Origin of the sequence: Pseudomonas sp. I8001 (assembly GCF_013385345.1) — a bacterium.
Classification (GTDB): Bacteria; Pseudomonadota; Gammaproteobacteria; order Pseudomonadales; family Pseudomonadaceae; genus Aquipseudomonas.
In genome coordinates, this window is sequence record NZ_JACAQC010000010.1 from 251,894 (window position 1) to 276,654 (window position 24,761).

The 24,761-nt window shown below is 62.6% G+C and carries 18 protein-coding genes; 8 read left to right on the forward strand and 10 right to left on the reverse strand.

The genetic code is table 11. The features are described from left to right. Window positions 1-119: 119 nt before the first annotated feature. From HX839_RS10775 to gcl, 8 genes are all read right to left on the reverse strand, one after another. Window positions 120-1,124 carry a sulfate ABC transporter substrate-binding protein gene (locus HX839_RS10775; protein WP_003210600.1) on the reverse strand — a complete coding sequence of 335 codons (1,005 nt, stop codon included), beginning with the start codon at window positions 1,122-1,124 and terminating at the stop codon, window positions 120-122. Between the two features lie 107 nt (window positions 1,125-1,231). Continuing rightward, on the reverse strand, window positions 1,232-2,056 hold the full coding sequence (locus tag HX839_RS10780; RefSeq protein ID WP_008434745.1) for an ion transporter: 825 nt from the start codon (window positions 2,054-2,056) through the stop codon (window positions 1,232-1,234). A gap of 31 nt (window positions 2,057-2,087) precedes the next feature. After that, the gene (locus tag HX839_RS10785) at window positions 2,088-2,963 is read right to left on the reverse strand and encodes an urea transporter (protein ID WP_087694460.1); all 876 of its coding nucleotides are present in this window, start codon (window positions 2,961-2,963) and stop codon (window positions 2,088-2,090) included. A gap of 129 nt (window positions 2,964-3,092) precedes the next feature. Beyond that, entirely contained in the window at window positions 3,093-4,508 is a 1,416-nt protein-coding gene (pyk, locus tag HX839_RS10790; protein ID WP_177008366.1) for a pyruvate kinase, read from the reverse strand. Continuing rightward, complete coding sequence (locus HX839_RS10795; RefSeq protein ID WP_003210596.1) at window positions 4,498-5,793, reverse strand: glycerate kinase; 1,296 nt, start codon at window positions 5,791-5,793, stop codon at window positions 4,498-4,500. The genes pyk and HX839_RS10795 overlap by 11 nt, the downstream gene beginning before the upstream one ends. Window positions 5,794-5,954: 161 nt before the next feature. Further along, window positions 5,955-6,845, reverse strand: a complete 891-nt coding sequence (locus HX839_RS10800; RefSeq protein ID WP_003210595.1) for a 2-hydroxy-3-oxopropionate reductase — start codon at window positions 6,843-6,845, stop codon at window positions 5,955-5,957. Window positions 6,846-7,021: 176 nt separating this feature from the next. After that, window positions 7,022-7,804 carry a hydroxypyruvate isomerase gene (gene hyi / locus HX839_RS10805; RefSeq protein ID WP_003210594.1) on the reverse strand — a complete coding sequence of 261 codons (783 nt, stop codon included), beginning with the start codon at window positions 7,802-7,804 and terminating at the stop codon, window positions 7,022-7,024. A 10-nt stretch (window positions 7,805-7,814) separates the two neighbouring features. Next, window positions 7,815-9,590 carry a glyoxylate carboligase gene (gene gcl / locus HX839_RS10810; protein ID WP_063028181.1) on the reverse strand — a complete coding sequence of 592 codons (1,776 nt, stop codon included), beginning with the start codon at window positions 9,588-9,590 and terminating at the stop codon, window positions 7,815-7,817. Window positions 9,591-9,857: 267 nt separating this feature from the next. Here gcl and HX839_RS10815 point away from each other — a divergent pair, with 267 nt between their 5' ends. Continuing rightward, window positions 9,858-10,298, forward strand: a complete 441-nt coding sequence (locus HX839_RS10815; protein ID WP_003210592.1) for a heme-binding protein — start codon at window positions 9,858-9,860, stop codon at window positions 10,296-10,298. A 126-nt stretch (window positions 10,299-10,424) separates the two neighbouring features. Here the strand turns inward: HX839_RS10815 and HX839_RS10820 are convergent, their stop codons facing one another. Together HX839_RS10820 and HX839_RS10825 are read right to left on the reverse strand one after the other, a co-directional pair. Beyond that, window positions 10,425-10,883 carry a transposase gene (locus tag HX839_RS10820; RefSeq protein WP_177008365.1) on the reverse strand — a complete coding sequence of 153 codons (459 nt, stop codon included), beginning with the start codon at window positions 10,881-10,883 and terminating at the stop codon, window positions 10,425-10,427. A gap of 211 nt (window positions 10,884-11,094) precedes the next feature. Further along, on the reverse strand, window positions 11,095-11,700 hold the full coding sequence (locus HX839_RS10825; RefSeq protein WP_003210590.1) for a TetR/AcrR family transcriptional regulator: 606 nt from the start codon (window positions 11,698-11,700) through the stop codon (window positions 11,095-11,097). Window positions 11,701-11,941: 241 nt separating this feature from the next. Between HX839_RS10825 and HX839_RS10830 the strand changes: the two genes are divergently transcribed. The 7 genes from HX839_RS10830 (at window position 11,942) to HX839_RS10860 (ending at window position 24,748) form a co-directional block, all read left to right on the forward strand. Further along, window positions 11,942-13,069, forward strand: coding sequence for an efflux RND transporter periplasmic adaptor subunit (locus HX839_RS10830; protein ID WP_177035111.1), 1,128 nt, complete (start codon window positions 11,942-11,944; stop codon window positions 13,067-13,069). Between the two features lie 13 nt (window positions 13,070-13,082). Beyond that, window positions 13,083-16,145, forward strand: coding sequence for an efflux RND transporter permease subunit (locus tag HX839_RS10835; protein ID WP_177067040.1), 3,063 nt, complete (start codon window positions 13,083-13,085; stop codon window positions 16,143-16,145). 5 nt (window positions 16,146-16,150) lie between these two features. Further along, complete coding sequence (locus tag HX839_RS10840; RefSeq protein WP_043226017.1) at window positions 16,151-19,276, forward strand: efflux RND transporter permease subunit; 3,126 nt, start codon at window positions 16,151-16,153, stop codon at window positions 19,274-19,276. Continuing rightward, on the forward strand, window positions 19,273-20,694 hold the full coding sequence (locus HX839_RS10845; protein WP_177067041.1) for an efflux transporter outer membrane subunit: 1,422 nt from the start codon (window positions 19,273-19,275) through the stop codon (window positions 20,692-20,694). The genes HX839_RS10840 and HX839_RS10845 overlap by 4 nt, the downstream gene beginning before the upstream one ends. Before the next feature lie 67 nt (window positions 20,695-20,761). Next, window positions 20,762-21,667 carry a DUF808 domain-containing protein gene (locus tag HX839_RS10850; RefSeq protein ID WP_177019608.1) on the forward strand — a complete coding sequence of 302 codons (906 nt, stop codon included), beginning with the start codon at window positions 20,762-20,764 and terminating at the stop codon, window positions 21,665-21,667. A gap of 34 nt (window positions 21,668-21,701) precedes the next feature. Continuing rightward, the gene (locus tag HX839_RS10855) at window positions 21,702-22,685 is read left to right on the forward strand and encodes a GlxA family transcriptional regulator (protein ID WP_177049336.1); all 984 of its coding nucleotides are present in this window, start codon (window positions 21,702-21,704) and stop codon (window positions 22,683-22,685) included. A gap of 71 nt (window positions 22,686-22,756) precedes the next feature. Then, window positions 22,757-24,748: an FUSC family protein gene (locus HX839_RS10860; RefSeq protein WP_177067042.1), complete on the forward strand. Its 1,992-nt coding sequence runs from the start codon at window positions 22,757-22,759 to the stop codon at window positions 24,746-24,748. The last annotated feature ends 13 nt before the right edge of the window (window positions 24,749-24,761 follow it).

Here is a 24,761-nt window from a genome sequence, read left to right on the forward strand (position 1 = left end):
TGGGAGCGGGCTTGCTCGCGAATGCGGTGTGACAGTCACCGGATGTACCGACTGATCCACCGCCTTCGCGAGCAAGCCCGCTCCCACATTTTTGACCGGGTTTCTCCAGTCAGAACTGCTTATTGGCCGGAGTAGATCTGGTCAAAAACCCCGCCATCATTGAAGTGGGTCTTCTGCACGGTGCGCCAGTCGCCAAAGGTCTTCTCTACCGACAGGAAGTCGACTTTCGGGAAACGGTCGGTGTACTTGGCCAGCACTTTCGGGTCACGTGGACGCAGGTAGTTGTTGGCGGCAATTTCCTGGCCTTCCGGCGACCACAGGTACTTCAGGTATTCTTCGGCAGCCACTTTGGTGCCTTTTTTCTCGACCACTTTGTCGACGATCGACACTGGCGGCTCAGCTTCTGCGGAGACGCTCGGGTAGATCACTTCGAACTGATCACGGCCGAATTCACGGGCGATCATTTCTGCTTCGTTCTCAAAGGTCACCAGCACGTCGCCGATCTGGTTGGTCATGAACGTGGTGGTAGCGGCACGGCCACCGGTGTCCAGCACGGGTGCGTGCTTGAACAGGTCACCCACGAACTTCTTGGCCTTCTCTTCGTCGCCACCGTTTTTCAGCACATAACCCCAGGCCGAGAGGTAGGTGTAGCGGCCGTTACCGGAGGTCTTCGGGTTCGGCACGATGACTTGCACGCCATCCTTGAGCAGGTCCGGCCAGTCTTTCAGGGCTTTCGGGTTGCCTTTGCGCACGATGAACACCGTGGCCGAAGTGAACGGCGCACTGTTGTTCGGCAGGCGGGTAACCCAGTTGTCCGGCACCAGTTTGCCGTTGTCCGCCAGGGCGTTGATGTCGGTGGCCATGTTCATGGTGATCACGTCAGCCGGCAGGCCGTCGATCACCGAGCGCGCTTGTTTGCTCGAACCACCGAAGGACATCTGCAGGGTCAGCTTGTCGTTTGGATGCTCGGCGGCCCAGTGCTTCTGGAAGGCGGCGTTGTAGTCCTTGTAGAAGTCACGCATCACGTCATAGGAGACGTTGAGCAGGGTGACCGGGGCGGCCTGGACGACGCCAGCCAGTGCGAGGCCGGCGGCCAGGAGAGAGGCACTAACGAGTTTTTTCACTGCTCATTCCTTGTTGTTCGAGAAGGTTTTTGAAACGCATGGGGGCAATATGCCAGCGACTATAACGGGGGGGCGCATAGTCGCTTAAAGATTAAAAAGAACTTTGCTTATTCCAGTTTCTTGAAAAGCGCGCTGCCACACCGTGAGCAAAACGCTGCATTGGGCTCATGGCTGTTTTTCTTGCACACCGGGCAATCCGTTTGCAATTGCTCACCGCGCATGGCGTTGGCCAGTTCGGCGGTGAAGATCCCGGTGGGCACCGCGATGATCGAATAACCGGTGATCATCACCAGCGACGAAATCACCTGGCCCAGCGGGGTCTTCGGCACGATATCGCCAAAGCCCACGGTGGTCAGGGTGACGATCGCCCAATAGATGCCCTTGGGAATGCTGGTAAACCCGTGCTCCGGGCCTTCGATCACGTACATCAAGGTGCCGAACACCGTGACCAGGGTGCAGACGCTGACCAGGAACACCACGATCTTCTGCTTGCTGCCCCGCAGCGCCGACATCAGGTAGTTGGCCTGCTTGAGGTACGGGCCGAGCTTGAGCACGCGGAAAATCCGCAGCATCCGGATGATTCGGATAATCAGCAGGTACTGCGCGTCGCTGTAGTACAGCGCGAGGATCCCGGGCACGATCGCCAGCAAATCCACCAGCCCATAAAAGCTGAAGGCATAGCGCAACGGCTTGGGCGAGCAATACAGCCGCAGGCCGTATTCGATGGCGAAGATGATGGTGAAGCCCCACTCGATATAGGCCAGCACGTTGGCGTAGTTGTCGTGGACTGCCTGGATGCTGTCGAGGATCACGATCACCAGGCTGGCCAGGATGATCAGCAACAGGGTGCTGTCGAAGCGTCGGCCGGCCGGGGTGTCACTTTGGAAAACCATGACGTAGAGACGCTCACGCCAGTGCTTGTTGCTGTCCATGGAAGTCGCCTGAATCGAAGATCAGCGAAGCCTAGGGGGATTCGAAGGGGCTGTCCATGCGGGTTTTCTGCATCACCCGCTGACTGGCGCGCACCAGCCAGGTGGCGAGGATAAACGGCGCGGTCAGCGCGGGCAGGTTCAGGCCGGTGAAGCCGGGCGTGAGGATGATCGCCAGGAGAATGCCGATCAGCGGCAGCCAGGGTTGGCGACGATACTGGCTGAGGGCCAGGGCGGCCAGCGCCGGGTTATAGCTGTGCAGGCCGAGCAGGGCGCTGGCGGGCTCGTCCATCAACAGGGCGATCAACACGCCGAGGCTCGCGCCGGTCAGCGCCCACAAGGCCGCGCGGCGGCTGGCTATTACAAGACCGAGGGCGATCAGCAGGCCGGCGAGGGGGTGGTCCATCAGGATGACTTGGGCCAGACCTGTGAACGGCGCGCAGAGTAGCGCCCAGGTGCGGGGTTCGCTGGCGGCAAATGCGGCGGGCGCGGTGGTGCCCAGCAGCAGCCAGCCGAGTACCACAAACGGTGCGGTGTAGGCGGGCAGGTCATCGGGGTTGGCGGCGCGTTTGAGCCACTGGCGAGTGAGGATTGCGCTGAGGCCACCGCAGGCGAGAATCAACGGCGGCAGCAGTGCCGACCAGCTGAAGTGCTGGCTGATCAGCAAGCCGAGCAGCACGCCGTTGTAGCTATAGAGACCGGCCTGGCGTTCGGCCTTGGGATAGCCGCGGCGTTGGGCGGTCAGCAAGCCGGCGACACCGCCCAGCAGCGCGCCGCCGAGCAGGGCCGGGGCGCCGACCAGGATCGCCAGCAGGCAGAGCAGGCCACACAGCGGGTGGCGCTGCAGGAATATCTGGCTGAAGCCGTTGAGCAGGGCTTCGGCCCAGTCGGGGCAGGGTTGGTTGGGCATGATCAATAATCTGCAGGAAAGCGCCGAATCTTGTGGCGAGGGAGCTTGCTCCCGCTGGGGCGCGCAGCGGCCCCAAAAGATGGGCCTGTTGCGCAGTCCAGCGGGAGCAAGCTCCCTCGCCACAGGGGATTAGATCAATGTCTCGATCCGCAACGAGTTGGTCGACCCCGGCTGCCCGAACGGCACCCCCGCGGTAATCACCAACGTATCCCCACGCTCCGCCATACCCTGTGCCTGGGCAATCTCCAACGCCGTGGAACACACCTCATCCACCTGCCGCAGCCGATCGTTCACCACCGAATGCACGCCCCACGCCACGCTCAAGCGTCGCGCCGTCGACAGGTTCGGTGTCAGGTTCAGAATCGGCACCGCCGGCCGTTCCCGCGCCGCCCGCAAAGTGGAGGTGCCCGACTCGCTGTAGTTCACCAGCACTGCCACCGGCAGGATGCTGCTGATACGGCGGATCGCACAGCTGATGGCGTCCGACACCGTGGCATCCGCCTTGGGCCGGCTGACGTCCAGCTGGGTCTGGTAATCCGGGCCATTTTCCACCTGGCGAATGATCTTGCTCATCATCAGCACGGCCTCCAACGGGTATTCACCGGAAGCGGTTTCCGCCGACAGCATCACCGCATCCGCCCCTTCCGCCACTGCGTTGGCCACGTCGGTGACTTCGGCACGGGTCGGCGCCGGGGAGAAGCGCATGGATTCAAGCATCTGCGTGGCCACCACCACCGGTTTACCCAACTGGCGGCACACACCAATGATGTCCTTCTGGATTTGCGGCACGCTTTCCGCCGGCACTTCCACCCCCAGGTCACCTCTGGCGACCATGATCGCGTCGCTCAACTCGGCGATTTCCTGCAGGCGCTGCACCGCCGAGGGCTTCTCGATCTTGGCCATCAGGAACGCCTTGTCGCCGATCAACTCGCGGGCTTCGCGGATGTCTTCCGGGCGTTGCACAAACGACAGCGCCACCCAGTCCACCCCCAGTTCCAGGCCGAAGCTCAGGTCGCGGCGGTCCTTGGCGGTCAGCGGGCTGAGCTCCAGCAATGCCTGGGGTACGTTCACGCCTTTACGGTCCGACAGTTCGCCGCCATTGAGCACGGTGGTGTCGATGGCATCGGCGTGCTTGGTGATCACCCGCAGGCGCAGCTTGCCGTCGTCCAGCAGCAGGTCCATGCCGGGCTGCAGGGCCGCGATGATTTCCGGGTGGGGCAGGTTGACCCGCCGCTGGTCACCGGGTGTCGGGTCCAGGTCCAGGCGCAGGGCCTGGCCGCGAATCAGTTGCACTTTTCCTTCGGCAAAACGCCCCACCCGCAGCTTCGGCCCTTGCAGGTCCATCAGGATGCCGAGGGGATAATTGAGCTGGCGCTCCACCTGGCGAATCCACTGGTAGCGTTGGGCGTGGTCGGCATGATCGCCATGGCTGAAGTTCAGGCGAAAGATATTCACCCCGGCTTCCACCAGCTCGCGGATGTCGTCGATGCTGTCGGTGGCCGGGCCCAGCGTGGCGAGGATCTTGACCTTCTTGTCAGGCGTCATGTTCAGGGGACTCTCTTTCAGGACTTTCAAGAATCAGAATGGCGCGGAAATCGTTGACGTTGGTGCGGGTCGGCTCGGTGATGATCAAGCCGTCGAGGGCCGCGAAGTAGCCGTAGCCATTGTTGTTGTCCAGCTCGTCACTGGCGCTCAAGCCCAGGGCTTCGGCGCGGGCGTAGCTGGTGGGCGTCATGATCGCGCCGGCGTTGTCTTCCGAGCCGTCGATGCCGTCGGTGTCACCCGCCAGGGCGTAGACGCCGGGCAGGCCCTTGAGGCTGTCGGTGAGGCTCAGCAGGAATTCGGCGTTGCGTCCGCCACGGCCATTGCCGCGTACGGTGACGGTGGTTTCGCCGCCGGAGAGGATCACGCAAGGCGCCGCCAGGGGTTGGCCGTGCTGGATGATTTGCCGGGCGATACCGGCGTGCACCTTGGCCACGTCCCGCGCTTCGCCTTCCAGGTCGCCGAGGATCAGCGGGCTGAAACCGGCCTGGCGGACTTTCACTGCCACCGCTTCCAGGGATTGCTGCGGGCGGGCGATCAGTTGGAAATGGCTACGGGCCAGCACCGGGTCGCCGGGCTTGACGGTTTCCGACTCCGGGCTTTGCAGCCAGGTGCGCACCGACGCCGGGATTTCAATCTGGTAGCGCTTGAGAATCGCCAGCGCCTGTTGCGAGGTGCTGGGGTCGCCAACAGTGGGGCCGGAAGCGATGACCGTGGCCTGGTCGCCCGGTACATCGGAAATCGCGTAGGTGTAGACGGTGGCAGGCCAGCTTGCCTTGGCCAGGCGCCCGCCCTTGATCGCCGAGAGGTGCTTGCGCACGCAGTTCATCTCGCCAATGGTGGCGCCGGATTTGAGCAGGGCCTTGTTGATCGCTTGCTTGTCCGCCAGGGTGATGCCGGCGGCCGGAAGGGCGAGCAGTGCAGAGCCGCCGCCGGAGAGCAGGAATATCACGCGGTCGTCTTCGCCCAGGTTGCTGATCAGCTCCAGCACACGCTTGGCCACGGCCTGGCCTGCGGCATCCGGCACTGGGTGCGCGGCTTCGACCACTTCGATTTTCTTGCAGGGTGCGCCGTGGCCGTAGCGGGTGACCACCAGGCCCGAGACTTCGCCTTGCCAGCAGTTTTCCACCACCAGCGCCATGGCGGCGGCGGCTTTGCCGGCACCGATCACGATGACACGGCCGCTGCGGTCGGCGGGCAGATAGGGTTCGAGGACTTGCCGGGGGTGGGCGGCGTCGATGGCTGTGGCAAACAGCTCGCGAAGCAGGTGTTGCGGATCGACCGACATAAGCGGGCTCCCGGGGATTCTTGTTATTAGGGGTGCATCAGATCGTTCCCACGCTCCGCGTGGGAATGAATCACTGGACGCTCTGCGTCCGCTGTTGTGACGCGGAGCGTCACGGCTGCATTCCCACGCAGAGCGTGGGAACGATCAGGTTTCAACGGGGGTTATTTATCGCGAATCGAAAAATTCGCCATATGTTCCAGGCCCTTGATCAGCGCCGAGTGGTCCCAGTTGCCGCCACCGATGGCGGTGCAGGTGCTGAACACCTGCTGCGTGCCGGCGGTGTTCGGCAGGTTGATCCCCAGCTCCTTGGCACCGGCCAGGGCCAGGTTCAGATCCTTCTGGTGCAGGTTGATGCGGAAGCCCGGATCGAAGGTGCCCTTGATCATGCGCTCGCCATGCACTTCGAGGATTTTCGACGAAGCAAAACCCCCCATCAGTGCTTCACGCACCTTGGCCGGGTCGGCGCCGTTCTTCGAGGCGAACAGCAGCGCTTCCGCCACCGCCTGGATGTTCAACGCAACGATGATCTGGTTGGCCACCTTGGCGGTCTGGCCATCGCCATTGCCGCCCACCAGGGTGATGTTCTTGCCCATGGCCTGGAACAGCGGCAGGGCGCGTTCGAAGGTGTGCGGGTCGCCGCCGATCATGATGCTCAGGGTGCCGGCCTTGGCACCGACTTCACCACCGGACACCGGGGCGTCGAGGTAACGTGCGCCGGTCTCGTTGATCTTCGCGGCGAAGGCCTTGGTGGCGGTGGGCGAGATCGAACTCATGTCGATCACCACTTTGTTCGGCCCAAGGCCTGCGGCGACGCCGTCGGCGCGGAACAGCACATCGTCGACCTGCGGGGTGTCGGGCACCATGACGATGATGAATTCGGCTTCCTGGGCCACTTGCTGCGGGTTGGCCAGGGCCACCGCACCAGCGCTGATCAGTTCAGCCGGCGCCTTGCCGTGATGCTCGGAAAGAAACAGTTGGTGACCGGCCTTTTGCAGGTTGGCAGCCATGGGTTGGCCCATGATGCCGGTGCCGATAAATCCGATTTTAGCCATGACGAAAATCCTCTTATTGTTAGGTGTGCAGGCCTGGCGCGGCCTGCTAAACACAGGAGATCCACTGTGGGAGCGGGCTTGCTCGCGAATGGGGGCCGACATTCAGCATTGATGTCGACTGATCCACCGCTTTCGCGAGCAAGCCCGCTCCCACATTGGGTGCTGTGTTTGTTCAGTTAGATCGCGTTGTGGCTTTTGAGCCAACCCAAACCCGCTTCGGTGGTGGTCAACGGTTTGTACTCACAGCCGACCCAACCCTGATAACCGATGCGGTCCAAATGTTCGAACAGGAAGCGGTAGTTGATCTCACCGGTCCCCGGCTCGTTGCGCCCCGGGTTGTCCGCCAGCTGGATGTGGTTGATCTCACCCAGGTGCGCAGCCATGGTGCGGGCCAGGTCGCCTTCCATGATTTGCATGTGATAGATGTCGTATTGCAGGAACAGGTTGGCACTGCCCACCTGCTCGCGAATCGACAGGGCCTGCGCCGTGTTGTTCAGGTAGAAGCCCGGGATGTCGCGGGTATTGATCATCTCCATCACAAGCTTGATGCCTACCGCCTGCAGCTTGTCGGCGGCGTACTTGAGGTTGGCGACGAAGGTTTTTTCAAGCGTCGCGTCATCCACGCCGGCCGGGCGAATCCCCGCCAGGCAGTTGACCTGGGTATTGCCCAGTACCTGGGCGTAGGCGATGGCCAGGTTGACCCCGGCACGGAACTCCTCGACCCGGTCCGGGTGGCAGGCCAGGCCGCGTTCGCCCTTGGCCCAGTCACCGGCCGGCAGGTTGAACAGCACTTGGGTCAGGCCGTGGGCATCGAGTTGCGCCTTGATTTCAGCTGAGCTGAATTCATAGGGAAACAGGTATTCCACACCACTGAACCCCGCGTCGGCGGCGGCTTTGAAACGGGCAAGAAAGTCCTGTTCGGTAAACAGCATGGACAGGTTGGCGGCAAAACGCGGCATGGGGTTCTCCTTAATCGAGCAGTGAAATGGCAGTCGGCGCGTCGTTGCCCACCAGTGCCAGATCTTCGAATTCGTTGACGGCGTTGATCTCGGTGCCCATGGAAATATTGGTCACCCGCTCCAGAATAATCTCAACGATCACCGGAACCTTGAATTCTTCGATCATTTCCTGAGCCTTGCGCAGTGCCGGCTGGATCTGGCCCGGCTCGAACACCCGCAGGGCCTTGCAACCCAGGCCTTCGGCGACGGCCACGTGGTCGACGCCGTAACCGTTGAGTTCCGGTGCGTTGAGGTTGTCGAAGGACAGCTGCACGCAGTAGTCCATTTCAAACCCGCGCTGGGCCTGGCGGATCAGCCCCAGGTAGGAGTTGTTCACCACCACGTGGATGTACGGCAGCTTGAACTGTGCGCCCACGGCCAGCTCTTCGATCATGAACTGGAAGTCATAGTCACCGGACAGTGCCACGACTTTGCGGGTCGGGTCCGCCTTGACCACACCCAGTGCCGCCGGAATGGTCCAGCCGAGCGGGCCGGCTTGGCCGCAGTTGATCCAGTGGCGTGGTTTGTAGACGTGCAGGAACTGCGCGCCGGCAATCTGCGACAGGCCGATGGTGCTGACGTAGCAGGTGTCTTTGCCGAACACCTGGTTCATCTCTTCGTACACCCGTTGCGGCTTGACCGGCACGTTGTCGAAGTGGGTCTTGCGGTGCAGGGTGGCCTTGCGCTGCTGGCAATCGTGGAGCCAGGCGCTGCGGTCCTTGAGCTTGCCGGCGGCTTTCCACTCGCGGGCCACTTCAATGAACATGGTCAATGCAGAGCCGGCGTCGGAAACGATGCCCAGGTCCGGGGTGAACACGCGGCCGATTTGCGTCGGCTCGATGTCCACGTGAATGAATTTGCGGCCCTCGGTGTACACCTCCACCGAGCCGGTGTGACGGTTGGCCCAGCGGTTACCGATGCCCAGCACCACGTCCGATTTCAACATCGTGGCGTTGCCATAACGGTGGGACGTTTGCAGGCCGACCATGCCCACCATCTGCGGGTGATCGTCCGGGATCGTGCCCCAGCCCATCAGGGTCGGGATCACCGGGATGCCGGTCAACTCGGCGAATTCCACCAGCAGTTCGCTGGCGTCGGCGTTGATCACGCCACCACCGCTCACCAGCAATGGGCGCTCGGCCTGGTCCAGCAGGGCCAGGGCTTTTTCCACCTGGATGCGGGTCGCCAAAGGCTTGGCCAGGGGCAGTGGTTGGTAGGCGTCGATGTCAAATTCGATCTCGGCCATTTGTACGTCGAATGGCAGGTCGATCAGCACCGGGCCCGGGCGGCCGGAGCGCATTTCATAGAAGGCCTTCTGGAAGGCATACGGCACCTGGCCGGGTTCCAGGACGGTGGTCGCCCACTTGGTCACCGGCTTGACGATGCTGGTGATGTCGACAGCCTGGAAGTCTTCCTTGTGCATGCGTGCCCGTGGCGCCTGGCCGGTGATGCACAGGATCGGGATCGAGTCCGCCGAGGCGCTGTACAGGCCGGTAACCATGTCGGTGCCCGCCGGGCCCGAGGTGCCGATGCACACGCCGATATTGCCGGCCTTGGTGCGGGTGTAGCCCTCGGCCATGTGCGAGGCGCCTTCAACGTGGCGAGCAAGGACGTGATCGATGCCACCGACCTTCTGCAAGGCCGAATACAGCGGGTTGATCGCGGCGCCCGGGATACCGAAGGCGGTGTCGACCCCTTCACGGCGCATCACCAGGACAGCGGCTTCGATTGCTCTCATTTTGCTCATGGTTTTGGTGCCTCTTGCGTTTTGTAATTGTATACAAGTGGTGTTGGTCCGAAGTGTATTCACGGCGAGCGGGGCAGGTCAATCCATTTTCTTGGGTGGCCTTTACGTTCGTCGGAAGGCTTATGGACGGGAATATTTCGACGTGTGGTGCGTATGTTTCGAAATATTGTATACAAAAAATAAATCTATTGTGTTCTATTTGTTTGATCGAGCTTCTGATCAGACAGAGCCCCACGGCTTTCCCATAACAAGATAAGGACGGCACCCATGAGCGCTTTAACCTTGAAAGTCGCAGTCAACCTGGCCAGCCACGCCATCGCGGCAGGCCGCACCATTTCGGCGGCACCGCTGACCGTTGCGGTACTCGACAGCGGCGGGCATTTGATAACGTTGCAGCGCGAGGATGGCGCGAGCCTGCTGCGCCCGCAGATCGCGATTGGCAAGGCCTGGGGCGCGATAGCCCTGGGCAAGGGCTCGCGCTTGCTGGCGCTGGACGCACAGCAACGGCCGGCGTTTATTGCCGCGCTGAACAGCCTGGGGCAGGGCAGCGTGGTGCCGGCACCGGGCGGGGTGTTGATCCGGGACCAGGCGGGTGTGGTGCTGGGCGCGATCGGGATCAGCGGGGATACGTCGGATATTGACGAGCAGTGTGCGATCAGTGCGATCGAGGGGTTGGGGTTGTTGGCGGATGCGGGGGTTACTGCTTGATGTGAGGTGACTGGTCGGGCCTCTTCGCGAGCAAGCCCGCTCCCACATTTGACTGCATTCCAAGGCTGGAACTCGGTCAAATGTGGGAGCGGGCTTGCTCGCGAAAGGGGCGACTCGGTCCCGGACCTAAACCCAAACCGCATCCCACAGCGGATAGTCGCCAATCCGCTCCACCAACCCTGCTCTTAATGGGTTGGCCACGACATACCGAGCCATCTTCACCAAGTCATCGTCCTTGCGCAGCGCACGATCATGAAAGCTGGTTTGCCATAGCCGCCCTTTGCGGCCCGTAGCGCCATTAACGGTTCGAGTGCTTTTGGACTTCACCTGGCACATCAGGTCTCCCAATGAGCCTTTTTGCAGCTCAATCAACCAGTGAAAGTGGTCGGGCATGACCACCCAGGCCAGGGAGTTCGCCAGCCCTTGATACTGGGCGAGCCGGAATTGCCAGACCACCAGGCGGCCGAGATAAAAATCACTGAATATCGGCGCGCGTTCGTGGGTGTTGGTGGTGATCAGGTAGATGCGGTTGGACTCGCTGAATCGCCCGATGCGCAGGCGATGTGAAGCAGCTGGATCAGGCATTCCTTTGCCTCTCTTCAGGTGGGGTTCTGAGAGGCTAGATCGGGGAATCTGGAGATGATGGTTTGGCTTTGTGCAGGATGTGTCTGGGAGGGCGCTTTCGCGAGCAAGCCCGCTCCCACATTGGATCTGCGGCGTTTAAACAATTTATGTCTGGCACAAATTCAAATGTGGGAGCGGGCTTGCTCGCGAATCTTGAAGACGCTGCGGTCTATCAGTCCCGCTCACACCCCTTCAACACCAACCGAATAATCGTCTGCGCCGCCGCCTCATAATCCGCTTCATCCAACTTCGCCTTCCCGGTCACCGCCGAAATCTGCCAGTCAAAATCCGCATACGTCTGCGTCGCCGCCCAAATGCTGAACATCAGGTGATGCGGATCAATCGGCGCAATCAGCCCACGGTCCACCCAGCTCTGGATGCAGTCGATGTTGTGCTTGGCCTGGGCATTCAGCTGTTCCACCTGCTCGGGGCTTAAATGCGGGGCGCCGTGCATGATCTCACTGGCAAACACTTTCGAGGCAAACGGCAAATCCCGGGAGATGCAGATCTTCGAGCGGATGTACCCGCTCAGCACGGCCGAAGGGTCGCCATCAGGATTGAACGGTGTGGAGGCCGCCAGGATCGGCTCGATAATGCTTTCGAGCACCTCGCGATAGAGGTTGTCCTTGGACTTGAAGTAGTAGTAGACGTTGGGCTTGGGCAGCCCGGCCTTGGCGGCGATGTCGCTGGTTTTGGTCGCGGCGAAGCCCTTGTCGGCAAACTCCTCACTGGCAGCCCGCAGGATCAGTTCTTTGTTGCGCTCGCGAATGGTGCTCATAGACCAGGAGGTTCCTTGCCAAGACAGGCGGTCTGGCATGGTAGCACCGGCTTTGCGCAGGGCTCAAGAATCCCGCCGCAGCCCTTGCATGGCGGGGCGCCCAGCTGACTTTGTCTGTCTTGATGCTGAACGCATTCACGGTCGTACAGGCACAGCTCCAGCGCGCTGCTAGAGTTCAGGCAGCGAGCGGCCATTTAGCCTGGCCACCGCTTCCTGTTTTCGGCGTTCGAGAGAGAAACCCGTGGAGAAAAGCAGACGACGTACGTTCGCCTGGGCCGTTGGCACGTTGTTACTGGTAGCGTTGTTGATTGCCCTGGGTTTGCACTTCTTTGCAGGCGGGCACAAAGGCCGGCCGGCCGCCACCGGCGAACCGGTAGCCGTGGTGCCGGTGGTGTTGCAGGACGTGCCGGTGTATATCGACGCCCTCGGCACCGTCACCCCCACCCGCAGTGTGACCGTGGTCACCCAGGTCGATGGCATCCTCAGCAGCGTGGAATTCAAGGAAGGCCAGCACGTCAGCAAGGGCCAGGTGATTGCGCGGATCGATGACCGCGCCCTCAAGGCCCAACTGGCCGTGGCCAAGGGTACCCTGGCCCACGACCAGGCTGTGTTGAGCAATGCCCAGCGCGATCTGGTGCGCTACCGCGAACTGGTCAAGGCCGGTTCTACCAGCCAGCAAACCGTCGACACCCAGGCGTCCTTGGTCCAGCAACAACTGGGCACCGTGGCCGCCGACCAGGGCAATGTGCAGAACCTTGAAGTGCAGGTCGGCTACTGCACCATCACCTCGCCGGTCGACGGTGTGGTGGGCCTGCGCCTGGTCGACCCCGGCAACTACGTCACCACCACCAGCACCACCGGCATCGTGGTGATTACCCAGATGAACCCGGCCACCGTGGTGTTCGCGGTCCCCGAGGACGACTTGGGCGCTATCAACCAGGCCCTGGGCCGTGGCGCCGTGACGGTGCTGGCCTACGACCGCAACAAGAAAGCCCTGCTGGCCACCGGCAGCCTGTTGGCCCTGGACAACCAGGTAGACACCTCCACCGGCACCATCAAGGTCAAGGCGCAGTTCGATGATTCGGGCAGTGCGCTGTTCCCCAACCAGTTCGTCAATGCGCGCCTGAAGGCCGACACCCTGGCCCAGGTTGCCGTGGTGCCCACCCGGGCGATCCAGCATGGCAGCAAGGGCGATTTTGTGTTCGTGGTGAATGGCGACAAGGCCAGCCTGCGCAACATCAAGACCGGCCCATCGATGGGCGATGTGTCGGCGGTGCTCGAAAACGGGGTCAAGCCAGGCGAGCAGGTGATCACCGAAGGCGCCGACAAACTGGATGACGGTTCGGCCGTGAAGGTCGTCGCCCAGTGAGGAGCTGCCGAGCATGAACATTTCGCGGCCCTTTATCGAACGTCCCGTCGCCACCACCTTGATGATGGTCGCGGTGCTGTTGCTGGGCATGTTGGGGTATCACCTGTTGTCGGTGTCGGCGTTGCCTGAAGTCGACTACCCGACCATCCAGGTCTTCACCCAATACCCCGGCGCCAGCCCGGACGTGGTCAGCTCCTCGATCACCGCGCCGCTGGAGCGCCAGCTCGGCGAGATGCCGGGCCTCAAGTCGATGAACTCCACCAGCTCCGACGGCGCTTCGGTGGTGACCCTGCAATTCGACCTGTCGCTGTCCCTGGATGTGGCAGAGCAGGAAGTGCAGGCCGCGATCAACGCCGCCGGCACCTTCCTGCCGGCCAACCTGCCGTACCCACCGGTATACAGCAAGGTCAATCCGGCGGATGCGCCGGTGCTGACCCTGTCCCTGACCTCCGATGTGTTGCCGCTGACCAAGGTCGAGGACCTGGCGGATACACGGCTGGCGCAGAAGATCTCGCAGATCACTGGCGTCGGCCTGGTGACCATCAGCGGCGGTCAGCGCCCGGCGGTGCGGGTCGAGGCGAATACCTCGGCGCTCAATAGCCTCGGCCTGTCCATTGATGACCTGCGCACCTCCCTCGGCACGGCCAACGTCAACCAGGCCAAGGGCAATATCGACGGCAAGTTCCAGGCGTATTCGATTGGTGCCAACGACCAGCTGCAATCGGCCGAGGAATACCGCGACCTGGTGATCGCCTATAAAAATGGCGCGCCGATTCGCCTGTCGCAGATCGCCAGTTCCACCCAGGGCCCGGAGAACCCGCGCCAGGCTGCGTGGACCAACAGCACGCCGTCGATTGTGCTGAACATCCAGCGCCAGCCCGGCGCCAATGTGATTCAGGTGGTCGACCGCGTGCAGCAATTGCTGCCCAAGCTGCGGGCCAGTTTGCCGGGTACCTTGAAGGTCGATGTGCTGACCGACCGCACGCAAACCATCCGCGCCTCGGTCACCGATGTGCAGTACGAACTGGCGGTGGCGGTGCTGCTGGTGGTGATCGTGATTTTCATTTTCCTGCGCGACGTTGCGGCGACGGTTATTCCGGCAGTCACCGTGCCGCTGACGCTGGTGGGCACCCTGGCGGTGGCTTATGCGCTGGGCTTCTCCCTGAACAACCTGACACTGATGGCGCTGACTATCGCCATCGGATTCGTGGTGGACGACGCCATCGTGATGATCGAAAACATCACACGCTATATCGAGGCGGGCGACTCGCCGCTGGAGGCGGCGCTCAAGGGGGCGGAGCAAATCGGCTTCACGATTATTTCGCTGTCGATTGCGCTGATTGCAGTGATGATCCCGCTGCTGTTCATGGGCGATGTGGTCGGCCGGCTGTTCCGCGAATTCGCCATGACCGTGGCCGTGACCATCGTTATCTCGGCGTTCATCTCCCTGACCCTCACGCCGATGATGTGCGCGCGGATGCTCAAGAATAAGCACCAGGAACGCCGCGCGGATTTCTTCGACCGCATCAACACCCACTACGTGCGTGGCCTTGACTGGGTGTTGGCGCACCGCACCTTGACCCTGATCTCGATAGCGCTCACCGCCGCGCTGACCCTGATGATTCTGGTGATCATGCCCAAGGGCTTTTTCCCCGACCAGGACACCGGGCTGATCCAGGGTATTTCCCAGGCGGCGCCGACGGTTTCATTCCAGCAGATGCAGACCGAACAACAGCGCCTGGCCGCGCGAATCCTCAAGGACCCGGCGGTGCAAAGCCTGTCGTCCTTCGTCGGTATCGACCAGACCAACCCGACCATCAACCAGGGCAACCTGCTGATCAACCTCAAGCCCCGCGGCGAGCGTGACAGTGCCACCGAGGTGATCCGCCGGCTCTCCGATGCCAACGCCGACGACGCCGGGATCCGCCTGTACCTGCACTCGGTACAGGACCTGACCCTCGACGCCACGGTGTCCACCACCAGCTACCGCCTGGGCCTGCAAGCCACCGATCCGGACGAGCTGGAAACGTGGACCACCAAGCTGCTGGCGGCGATCAAGCAAGACCCGATGTTCACCGACGTGCAAAGCCAGGCGATGCAATTCGGCAATCAGATCCAGCTGACCTTTGACCGCGCCACCGCCTCGCGACTCGGTATCACGCCCCAGGCGATTGACGATGTGCTGTATGACGCCTTCGGCCAGCGCCAGGTTTCGACGATCTACACCCAGCTCAACCAGTACCACGTGGTGATCGCCACCGACCATCCGCCGCGCAACTTGCCGGACCTGCTCACCGGGTTGTACGTGGACATTCCCGGTGGCGGTGTGGCGCCGCTGTCGAGCATGGCGACCCTGCAGGTGGTGCGTACGCCCGTGACCATCAACCGCCTGGGTCAGTTTCCGTATGCCGACGTGTCGTTCAACCTTGCTCCGGGCCAGACCCTTGGCACGGCAGTGACGCGGCTCAAGGACATCGAGGCCAAGGTCGGCTTGCCGCTGTCGGTGCAGGCCAACCTGGAAGGCGCGGCGGCGACGTTCGAACAGTCGCTGTCCAACCAGGTATTCCTGGTGGTGGCGGCGATTGTGGTGGTGTACCTGATGCTGGGGATTCTGTACGAGAGCTTCGTGCACCCGGTGACGATCCTTTCGACGCTGCTCTCGGCAGCACTCGGGGCCTTGCTGGCGCTGCTGGTGACGGGCACGCAGTTCGACATCATCGGCCTGATCGGCATTGTGTTGCTGATCGGTATCGTGATGAAAAACGGCATCATGATGGTCGACTTTGCCCTGGAGTTGTTACGCGAGGGCGGCCTGAGCCCCACGGCCGCGATCCGCCAGGCGGCAGAGTTGCGGTTCCGGCCGATCCTGATGACCAGCATGGCGTCGCTGTTCGGCGCGGTGCCGCTGGCGCTCGGTACGGGGATTGGTTCGGAGCTGCGTCACCCGCTGGGCATCGCGATTATCGGCGGGTTGTTGCTCAGTCAGTTGCTGACGCTGTTTTCCACGCCGGTGATCTTCCTCGCCATGCACGGCCTGGGGCAGCGCTTCAGCCGCCGCCCGGCTGAAGCGGTCTGATGGCAATGAACCTCAGCGCGCCGTTTGTTCGCCGCCCGATTGCAACCACCTTGATGGCGGCCGGCCTCGCACTGTTTGGCGCGCTGGCCTTCATGCTGTTGCCGGTGGCGCCGTTGCCGGAGGTGGATTTCCCGACCATCAGCGTCAGCGCCTCGTTGCCCGGCGCCGATCCGACCACCGTCGCCAGTTCAGTGGCCACGCCCCTGGAGCGCCAGTTCGGGCAGATCGCCGGGGTCACGCAGATGACCTCATCCAGCAGCTTGGGCTCGGCGCGGATCATTTTGCAGTTCGACCTGAATCGCGACATCGACGGCGCCGCGCGGGATGTGCAGGCGGCGATCAATGCGGCCCGCAGCAACCTGCCCAGCGACCTGTCCGGCAACCCGACGTACCGCAAGGTCAACCCGGCGGATTCGCCGATTCTGATCATCAGCCTGACCTCCGACAGCGCCACGCCGGGGCAGATGTATGACGTGGCCTCGACCCTGTTGGAGCAAAAGTTGTTGCAGACCACCGGGGTCGGTGACGTGACGGTGGGCGGCGGGGCGCTGCCGGCGGTGCGGGTGGAATTGAACCCCGATCGGCTCAACCAGTACGGCGTCAGCCTGGAGCAGGTGCGCCAGGTGATCAACGCCTCCAACGTCAACTTGCCCAAGGGCAACGTGGCCATCGGCGACCGTAACTACGGCATTGCGGCGAATGACCAGTTGCTCGATGAAAAGGACTACGGGCCGCTGGTGGTCAAGGCCCACAACGGCGACCTGATCCATATCGCCGACCTGGGCTACGTGCGCGAAGACGTGCAGGACCTGCGCAACTTCGGCCTGTCCAACGGCAAGCCGGCGGTATTGCTGGTGGTGTTCAAGCAGCCGGGCGCCAACGTGATCGAAACGGTGGACGCGGTGAAAGCCTCGCTGCCGTTCCTGCAAAGCTCGATTCCGGCGACGATCAAGCTCAACCTGCTGATGGACCGCACCACCACCATTCGCGCCTCGTTGCATGACGTCGAGATCACGTTGCTGGTGTCGATCCTGCTGGTGACCCTGGTGACCTTCGGCTTCTTCCGCGACTGGCGCAGCACCCTGGTGCCGGCGATTGTGGTGCCGCTGTCGCTGCTCGGCACCTTCGGCGCGATGTACTTCCTCGGCTACAGCCTGAACAACCTGTCACTCATGGCGCTGACGATTTCCACCGGCTTTGTGGTGGACGATGCGATTGTGGTGGTGGAAAACATCATGCGCCACCTGGAGCGCGGCAAGACCCGGGTGGAAGCGGCGCTGGCCGGTGCCCAGGAAGTCGGCTTCACGGTACTGACCATCAGCGTGTCGCTGGTGGCGGTGTTTATTCCGCTGCTGCTGATGGGCGGGATTGTCGGGCGGCTGTTCCGCGAGTTTTCGGTGTCGTTGTCGGTGGCCATTGTGATCTCGATGCTGATCTCCCTGACCGTCACGCCGATGCTCGCCAGCGTGCTGCTGCGCGCGCCGAAAGCGATTCATGAAGGCAATGAACACCCGGATTCGCGCTTTCACCGCTTCTACGATCGCACCCTCGGTTGGGTGATCGACCATACGGTGCTGATGGGTTTTGTGACGGTGTTGGTGATCGTGCTCGCCGGCGTGTTGTACGTGCTGGTGCCCAAGGGCTTTTTCCCCCAGGAAGACACCGGGCGCTTGCAGGGCAGCATCCTGGCGAACCAGAGCATTTCCTATGGGGCGATGCAGAAGGACTTCACCGAGATCAACCGCAAGGTGATGAAAAACCCGAACATCGAAACCGTCGCCGGGTTTGTCGGCGGTGGCGGAGGGGGCGGCGGGGCGGTCAACAGCGCGCAGATGTTTGTATTGCTCAAGCCCCTGGGCGAGCGCAAGGACAACGCCACCGAAATCATCGGCCAGATCCGCCGCAGCCTCGGCGACTTGCCGGGCACCAAGCTGTATTTGCAGTCGGCCCAGGACATCACCGTGGGTGGCCGGCAAAGTGGCGCGCAATACCAATACACCCTGACCGCCGATGACCAGGAGTCGCTGGACGAATGGGTGCCCAAGGTGGTGGCGGTGCTGCGCAAATTGCCGCAACTCACCGACCTCAATACCGACCAGCAAGACAACAGCTTGCTGGCCAATGTGCAAATCAACCGGGACACGGCGGCGCGCCTCGGGGTGAGTGTCTCGGCGGTCGACCAGACGCTGTACGACGCCTTTGGCCAGCGCCAGGTCGCGACCCTGTATCGCGCGGCCAACCAGTACCACGTGGTGATGGAAATCGCGCCGGAATACTGGACCGACCCTTCCGCGCTCAAGGGCATTTATGTGCCGACGGGCACCCAGGCCACGACCACCAAGGGCACCACGGCGGCGCCCAACCTGACCACCGGGCAGACCCTGGTGCCACTCTCGGCACTGGCGGATAACACGGTGGCGCGCACCGCAATTTCCATCAGTCACCAGGGCACGTTCCCGGCGGTGACAGTCTCGTTCAACCTGGCGCCCGGTACGTCCATCGGCCAGGCCACGGCGATGGTGGACGATGCGGTGAAGCAACTGCGCATGCCCGCCAGTGTGGTCGGCCAGTTTGCCGGTACGGCCCAGGTGTTCCAGTCGTCGGTGGCCAGTGAGCCGCTGCTGATCGTCGCTGCGTTGCTGTGCGTGTATATCGTGCTGGGCATCCTCTACGAAAACCTGACGCACCCGCTGACCATTCTTTCGACCTTGCCCTCGGCCGGCGTCGGTGCGTTGATCGCCTTGCTGCTGACCGGCACCGAGCTGTCGATCATTGCGCTGGTGGGGGTGATTCTGTTGATTGGTATCGTGAAGAAAAACGCGATCATGATGATCGACTTCGCGATCACCGAGCGGCGGGAGTTCGGCCTAACGGCCAAGGAAGCGATTCGCCGGGCGTGCCTGATCCGTTTCCGGCCGATCATGATGACGACCCTGGCGGCGATCCTTGGCGCGCTGCCGCTGGTGCTCGGCACCGGTTATGGCTCTGAGTTGCGCCGGCCGTTGGGGATTTCGATTATTGGTGGCCTGCTGTTCAGCCAGGTGCTGACGCTGTACACCACCCCGGTGATCTACCTGTGGCTCGACCGGGCGTCACAGCGCCTGGGTCGGCGTAAGGAAGCAAGGTTATGAACGTGAAATACAGCGTGCTTTGCATCAGCTTGCTGCTCGGCGGCTGCATGGTCGGGCCCGATTACCAGCAGCCCGCCATGGAGCTGCCGCAGACCTTCAAGGAAGGCGCGCAGTGGCAACGCGCGGCGGCCAACCCCCAGGGGGCCATGGACAGCCAGTGGTGGCTGGCCTATCAGGACCCGGTGCTGAACGATTTGGTGGCGCGCTCGGCCAAGGCCAACCAGTCGATCATCGCGGCGGAGGCGGCTTATCGTCTGGCCCAGGCGCAGGTGGCGTCCAGCCGGGCAGGGTTGTGGCCCACCGTTGGCGTAGGGTTGTCGGGTTCGCGGGGAACGGCAGGCAGTGGTAGCGGCACGTCCACCACCGGTACCACGGCGGGCGGCGTGCAGAACAGTGTCAGCGCAACCTTGACCGCCAGTTGGGAGCCGGACCTGTGGGGCCTGGTGCGGCGCGGGATAGAGTCCAGCCAGGCGACGGCCCAGCAATCGGATGCGTTGCTGGCCGGGGTGCGGCTGTCCATCAGTTCCAGCGTGGCGAGTAACTACCTCGCCCTGCGGCAGATGGACATCGACGTGCGCCTGTTGCAGCAACAACAGAAGATCAACCAGCAACTGCTGGACATGATCCAGGTGCAGTTCACCCAGGGCGTCGCAACCAACGACCAGTTGCTGGTGGCGCAGGACCAGTTGACCACTTCGATTGCCGACTTGCAGACCTCCCTGCGCGACCGCGAGCAATACGAACACGCGCTGGCGGTGCTGGTGGGTGTGGCGCCGAGTGAATTCAGCGTGGCGGTGCGCAATGACTACAGCTTCGTGGTCCCGCGGCCACCGTTGACCTTGCCGTCGACCCTGCTGCAACGGCGTCCCGATGTGGTGGCGGCGGAGCGCTCGGCAGCGGCGGCCAACGCGAAAATCGGCGTGGCTGAAGCCGCATTCTTCCCGACCCTGGATCTTACTGCCGAGGCCGGTTACCGCGGCAGTGCGTTGGGCGGGTTGTTCTCCCTGCCCAATCGCATCTGGACGTTGGGCCCGGCGCTGGCGGAAACCCTGTTCGATGGCGGCGCCCGCGAAGCGGCGGTCAAGCAGGCCGAGGCCAGCTATGACCAGATCGCCGCGACCTACAAGGGCACCGTGCTCAGCGCCTTGCAGAACGTTGAAGACAACCTGTCGGCAATCAACCACCTGCAAACCCAGGCCGATGCGTTCCAGCAGGTGTACCAGCGTAATCAGCAACTGTTCGGCAGCCAGGAAGCACAGTTGCGCGCCGGCACCGTGAGCCAGGAGGCCGTGCTGACCCAGCAACTGGTGTTGCTGCAAGCCGAGCAGAATCTTCGCGACACCCAGGGCCAGCTCAGCCAGGGCAGTGTGGCGCTGATCCAGAGCCTTGGCGGTGGCTGGCAAACGCCTGCGCGCTGAACGGCTCGCTAACCCGGTGTGCGCCGCGTTATTCTCGGCGCACTTTGAATCACGGGAAGCCTGAGCCATGGCAGGAAGCAGTTTGCTGGTATTGATCGACGACATCGCCGCGGTGCTCGACGATGTGGCGTTGATGACCAAGATGGCCGCGAAGAAAACCGCCGGCGTGCTGGGGGACGACCTGGCGCTGAATGCCCAGCAAGTCTCCGGGGTGCGCGCCGAGCGGGAAATTCCGGTGGTGTGGGCGGTGGCCAAGGGCTCGTTCGTCAACAAGTTGATCCTGGTGCCCGCCGCCTTGCTGATCAGCGCGTTTGCGCCGTGGGCGGTCACGCCGTTGTTGATGCTGGGCGGCGCTTACCTGTGTTTTGAAGGTTTCGAAAAGCTCGCCCATAGCTTCTTCCACAAGCGCACCGAAGAGCAGGCGCACCTGGTGGAAGCCGTGGCGGATCCGGCCACGGACCTGGTGGCCTTCGAGAAGGACAAGATCAAGGGCGCGATCCGTACCGACTTCATCCTCTCCGCCGAAATCATCGCCATCACCCTCGGTACCGTGGCCGATGCACCGCTGATGCAGCAAGTGATCGTGCTGTCGGGTATCGCCATCGTCATGACCATCGGCGTCTACGGCCTGGTGGCGGGTATCGTCAAGCTCGACGACCTGGGCCTGTGGCTCACCCAGAAGCCCGGCCAGGCGGCGCGCAGCATTGGCGGGGCGATCCTGCGGGCGGCGCCGTACATGATGAAAAGCCTGTCGGTGATCGGTACGGCGGCGATGTTCATGGTCGGCGGTGGCATCCTGACCCATGGTGTGCCGGTGGTGCATCACTGGATCGAGACCGTGAGCCAGAGCACTGGCGGCCTGGCGTGGTTGATGCCGACGTTGCTCAATGCAGTGGCGGGGATCATTGCCGGGGCCGTGGTGTTGGCGGTGGTCAGCGTGCTGGGTAACCTCTGGAAGCGGGTGAGGGCATAGGCATTTGATCGAGCGACGGCAATTCAGCGGGGGCATGAAAGGCAAGAACCTCCGCTACCTGAATGAAAATCCCGGCGACGCCCGCCAGACGGTGCGTGCGGGATTTGTGTTGCTCGAACATTTCTCGCTGCCGGCGTTTACCCAGGCGCTGGATACGCTGATCACCGCCAACCTGCTGCGGCCCGCTTCTTTTTCTACGTCGACCTTCGGCTTGCGGGAAGGCGAGGTGATCAGTGACCTGGGGCTGGTGATCCGGCCCGATGCGCGGCTTGAGTCTTCGGTGCTTAAAGAGTTGGACCTGTTGGTGATATGCGGTGGCTATCGCACTGAACTGAAGGCTGCGGAGGAGTTTATCCACCTGCTGAAAAGCGCCTCGGAGCAGGGTGTGAGCCTGGCCGGTTTGTGGAATGGTGCGTGGTTCCTAGGGCGTGCGGGATTGCTGGGCGGCTACCGCTGCGCCGTGCACCCGGAACATCGCCCGGCCCTGGCCGAGTTCTGCAAGGCGACGCAGGTCAGCAGCGAACCCTATGTGATTGATCGCGACCGGCTGACGGCATCGAGCCCTTCCGGTGCGTTTCATATGGCGCTGGACTGGATCAAGGGGCTGTACGGCAAAGCGTTGGTGGAGGGAATCGAGGACATCCTGGCGTTTGAGGAGTCGCGCTACCGGCGGGTGAAACCGACCGAGAACATCTGCTTGAGCGCGCCCCTGCGCGAGGTGGTCAACCTGATGGACGCCAACCTCGAAGAGCCTCTGGAGCTTGAGCAACTGGCCGTTTATGCGGGCCGTTCCCGACGCCAGTTGGAGCGTTTGTTCAAGGAGCAGCTTGGCACCACGCCCCAGCGTTATTACCTGGAACTGCGCATCACCGAGGCCCGTCGGCTGCTGCAACACACCGAGCTGTCCCAGGTGGACGTGCTGGTGGCCTGCGGGTTTGTCTCGCCGAGCCATTTCAGCAAGTGCTACAGCGCCTACTTTGGCTACAGGCCATCCAAGGAAAAGCGCCTGGTCAAATAGCCTGAGATTGGCATTCGCCACAAATATAGATACGATGCTAATCATTAGCTTGCTATCTATATGTAGGTTTAATGAAATCCTCCACCTTCCAGCTCCCTGATTTCTGGCAGGCGACGTTGACCCCGTCCCGTAGCGATCTGCTGTTTGCCTTGCGCAACATGATCGCCGGCGGGGTCGCGTTGTACCTGGCCTTCTGTTTTGACTTGCAGCAACCGCAATGGGCCCTGACCACCGTATTTATCGTGGGCCAGTCCACCAGCGGCATGGTCCTGGCCAAAGGCGCCTATCGGCTGGTGGGTACGTTTGTCGGGGCCATGGTTTCCATCGCGATGATCGGTGTATTTGGCCAGGCGCCGCTGCTGTTCCTGCTGTGCATGGCGCTGTGGCTGGCGTTCTGCACCACGGGGGCATCCTTGCTGCGCAATCATGCGTCCTATGGGTTTGTGCTGGCGGGTTACACCACGGCGATTATTGCGCTACCCGCTACGGCGGCACCGCTGGGAGTGTTCGATGAGGCGGTGGCACGCTGCCAGGAGATCAGCCTGGGGATTCTTTGTGCCTCCATCGCCAGTACGATTCTGTGGCCGCGCCGGGTCGAGCAGGTGCTGGCGGTTCAGGCGCGCGCCGCCTGGCAGGCCGGGGTGCGGGCTGCCGCTTCGGAGCTGTTGGGTACCGACCAGCGTAAAGGCTTGCTCGAAGCATTGAGCCGCCTGGTGGCGGTGGACAGCCAGCGCGACCATGCCTGGTTTGAAGGGCCCAAGGGCCGGCGCCGCTCCCAGGCCTTGCGGGTGCTCAGCCGTGATCTGCTTAGCCTGCTGCGGGCGGCGCGGGGCGTGGCGCGCCAGCGGATGATGCTCGATGAAACGGCGGCGGTCGGGCCACTGATTGAAGCGGTGGCTTCGGCGTTGCAGCAGGAGCGTCTTGATGAACTGCCCGAGTTGTCACAACGGCTTGGCCTGGCGTTGCAGGATCCGCAGCTTGGCCAGGAGGCGCACTTTTGCCTGGTGCAACTGGCGCAGGTGTTGCGCTTGATTGAGCTGGGTGCATTGACGCTGTCGGCGGTCGAGCAGGGCAGGGTGCCGCCCGGCGCACCGGGGGCGATGTCCTGGCACCGGGATATCGAGCAGGGGGTGCTTGGCGGGCTGCGCAGTGCGTTGGCGTTTCTGGCGGTCGCGGCGTTCTGGATCTTTACGGCATGGCCTTCGGGTTTGGGCGCGGTATCGATTTGTGGCGTGGTGTTGAGCCTGTTTGCAGCGCGGGAAAACCCGTCGGCCTCCAGCCTGAATTTCCTCAAGGGCATAGCGCTGTCGATCCCGGTGGCCGGTTTTGTGTGCTTCGTGCTGTTGCCCGGCTTCGATGGCTTTCCCCTGTTATGCCTGGCGTTGGGAGTGCCGCTGTTTTTCGCCTCGTTGTGCATGAGCCGCCTCAAGCTGGCAGCAACGGCCTCGGCGTTCTGCATCTTTTTCGTCAACAACGTAGGGCCCAGCAATGTGATGACCTATGACTTCGCCGCGTTCCTCAACAAGGCCATCGCGACGCTGGTGGGGGTCGGGATTGCCGTGGTGGTGTTTCGGCTGATCCAGCTCAATCCCGGCGAGCATCACTATCGGCGGATGTTCAAGGCGTCGCTGTTCGACCTGGCGCAATTGACTTCCCGTCCCCTGGAGCAGGCTGAAAGCTGGTTTGGCGGGCGCATGGCGGACCGGCTGATTCGCCTGTCGCGCTACAGCGAAACCTTGCCTGCCGATCGCCGTGTCCACTGGGATAACGGATTGCTGGGGCTGGACCTGGGGGATGAGTTGCTGGAGTTGCGCGCCTGCCTGGCGGACAGCCGGGGTGCGTTGGCGATTGAGCGCGATCGCTATTTGCGGGCATTGGAGTCGGTGTTGGAGGAGGGTGGACCGAGCGTGGCGAATGAGTCGCTGATGGATGCGGCCAGCGTTGCGATGCTTGAAGCGCTTGAACAGCCTTCGGGATTGGCGGAGCAGGATCGGGAAATGGCCAGGGCGGCCGTGCTGCAACTGCGGTTTACATGGCGTAAGTGGTGTCGGCGGGGGGGGTAGGCGCTGGCAAGCC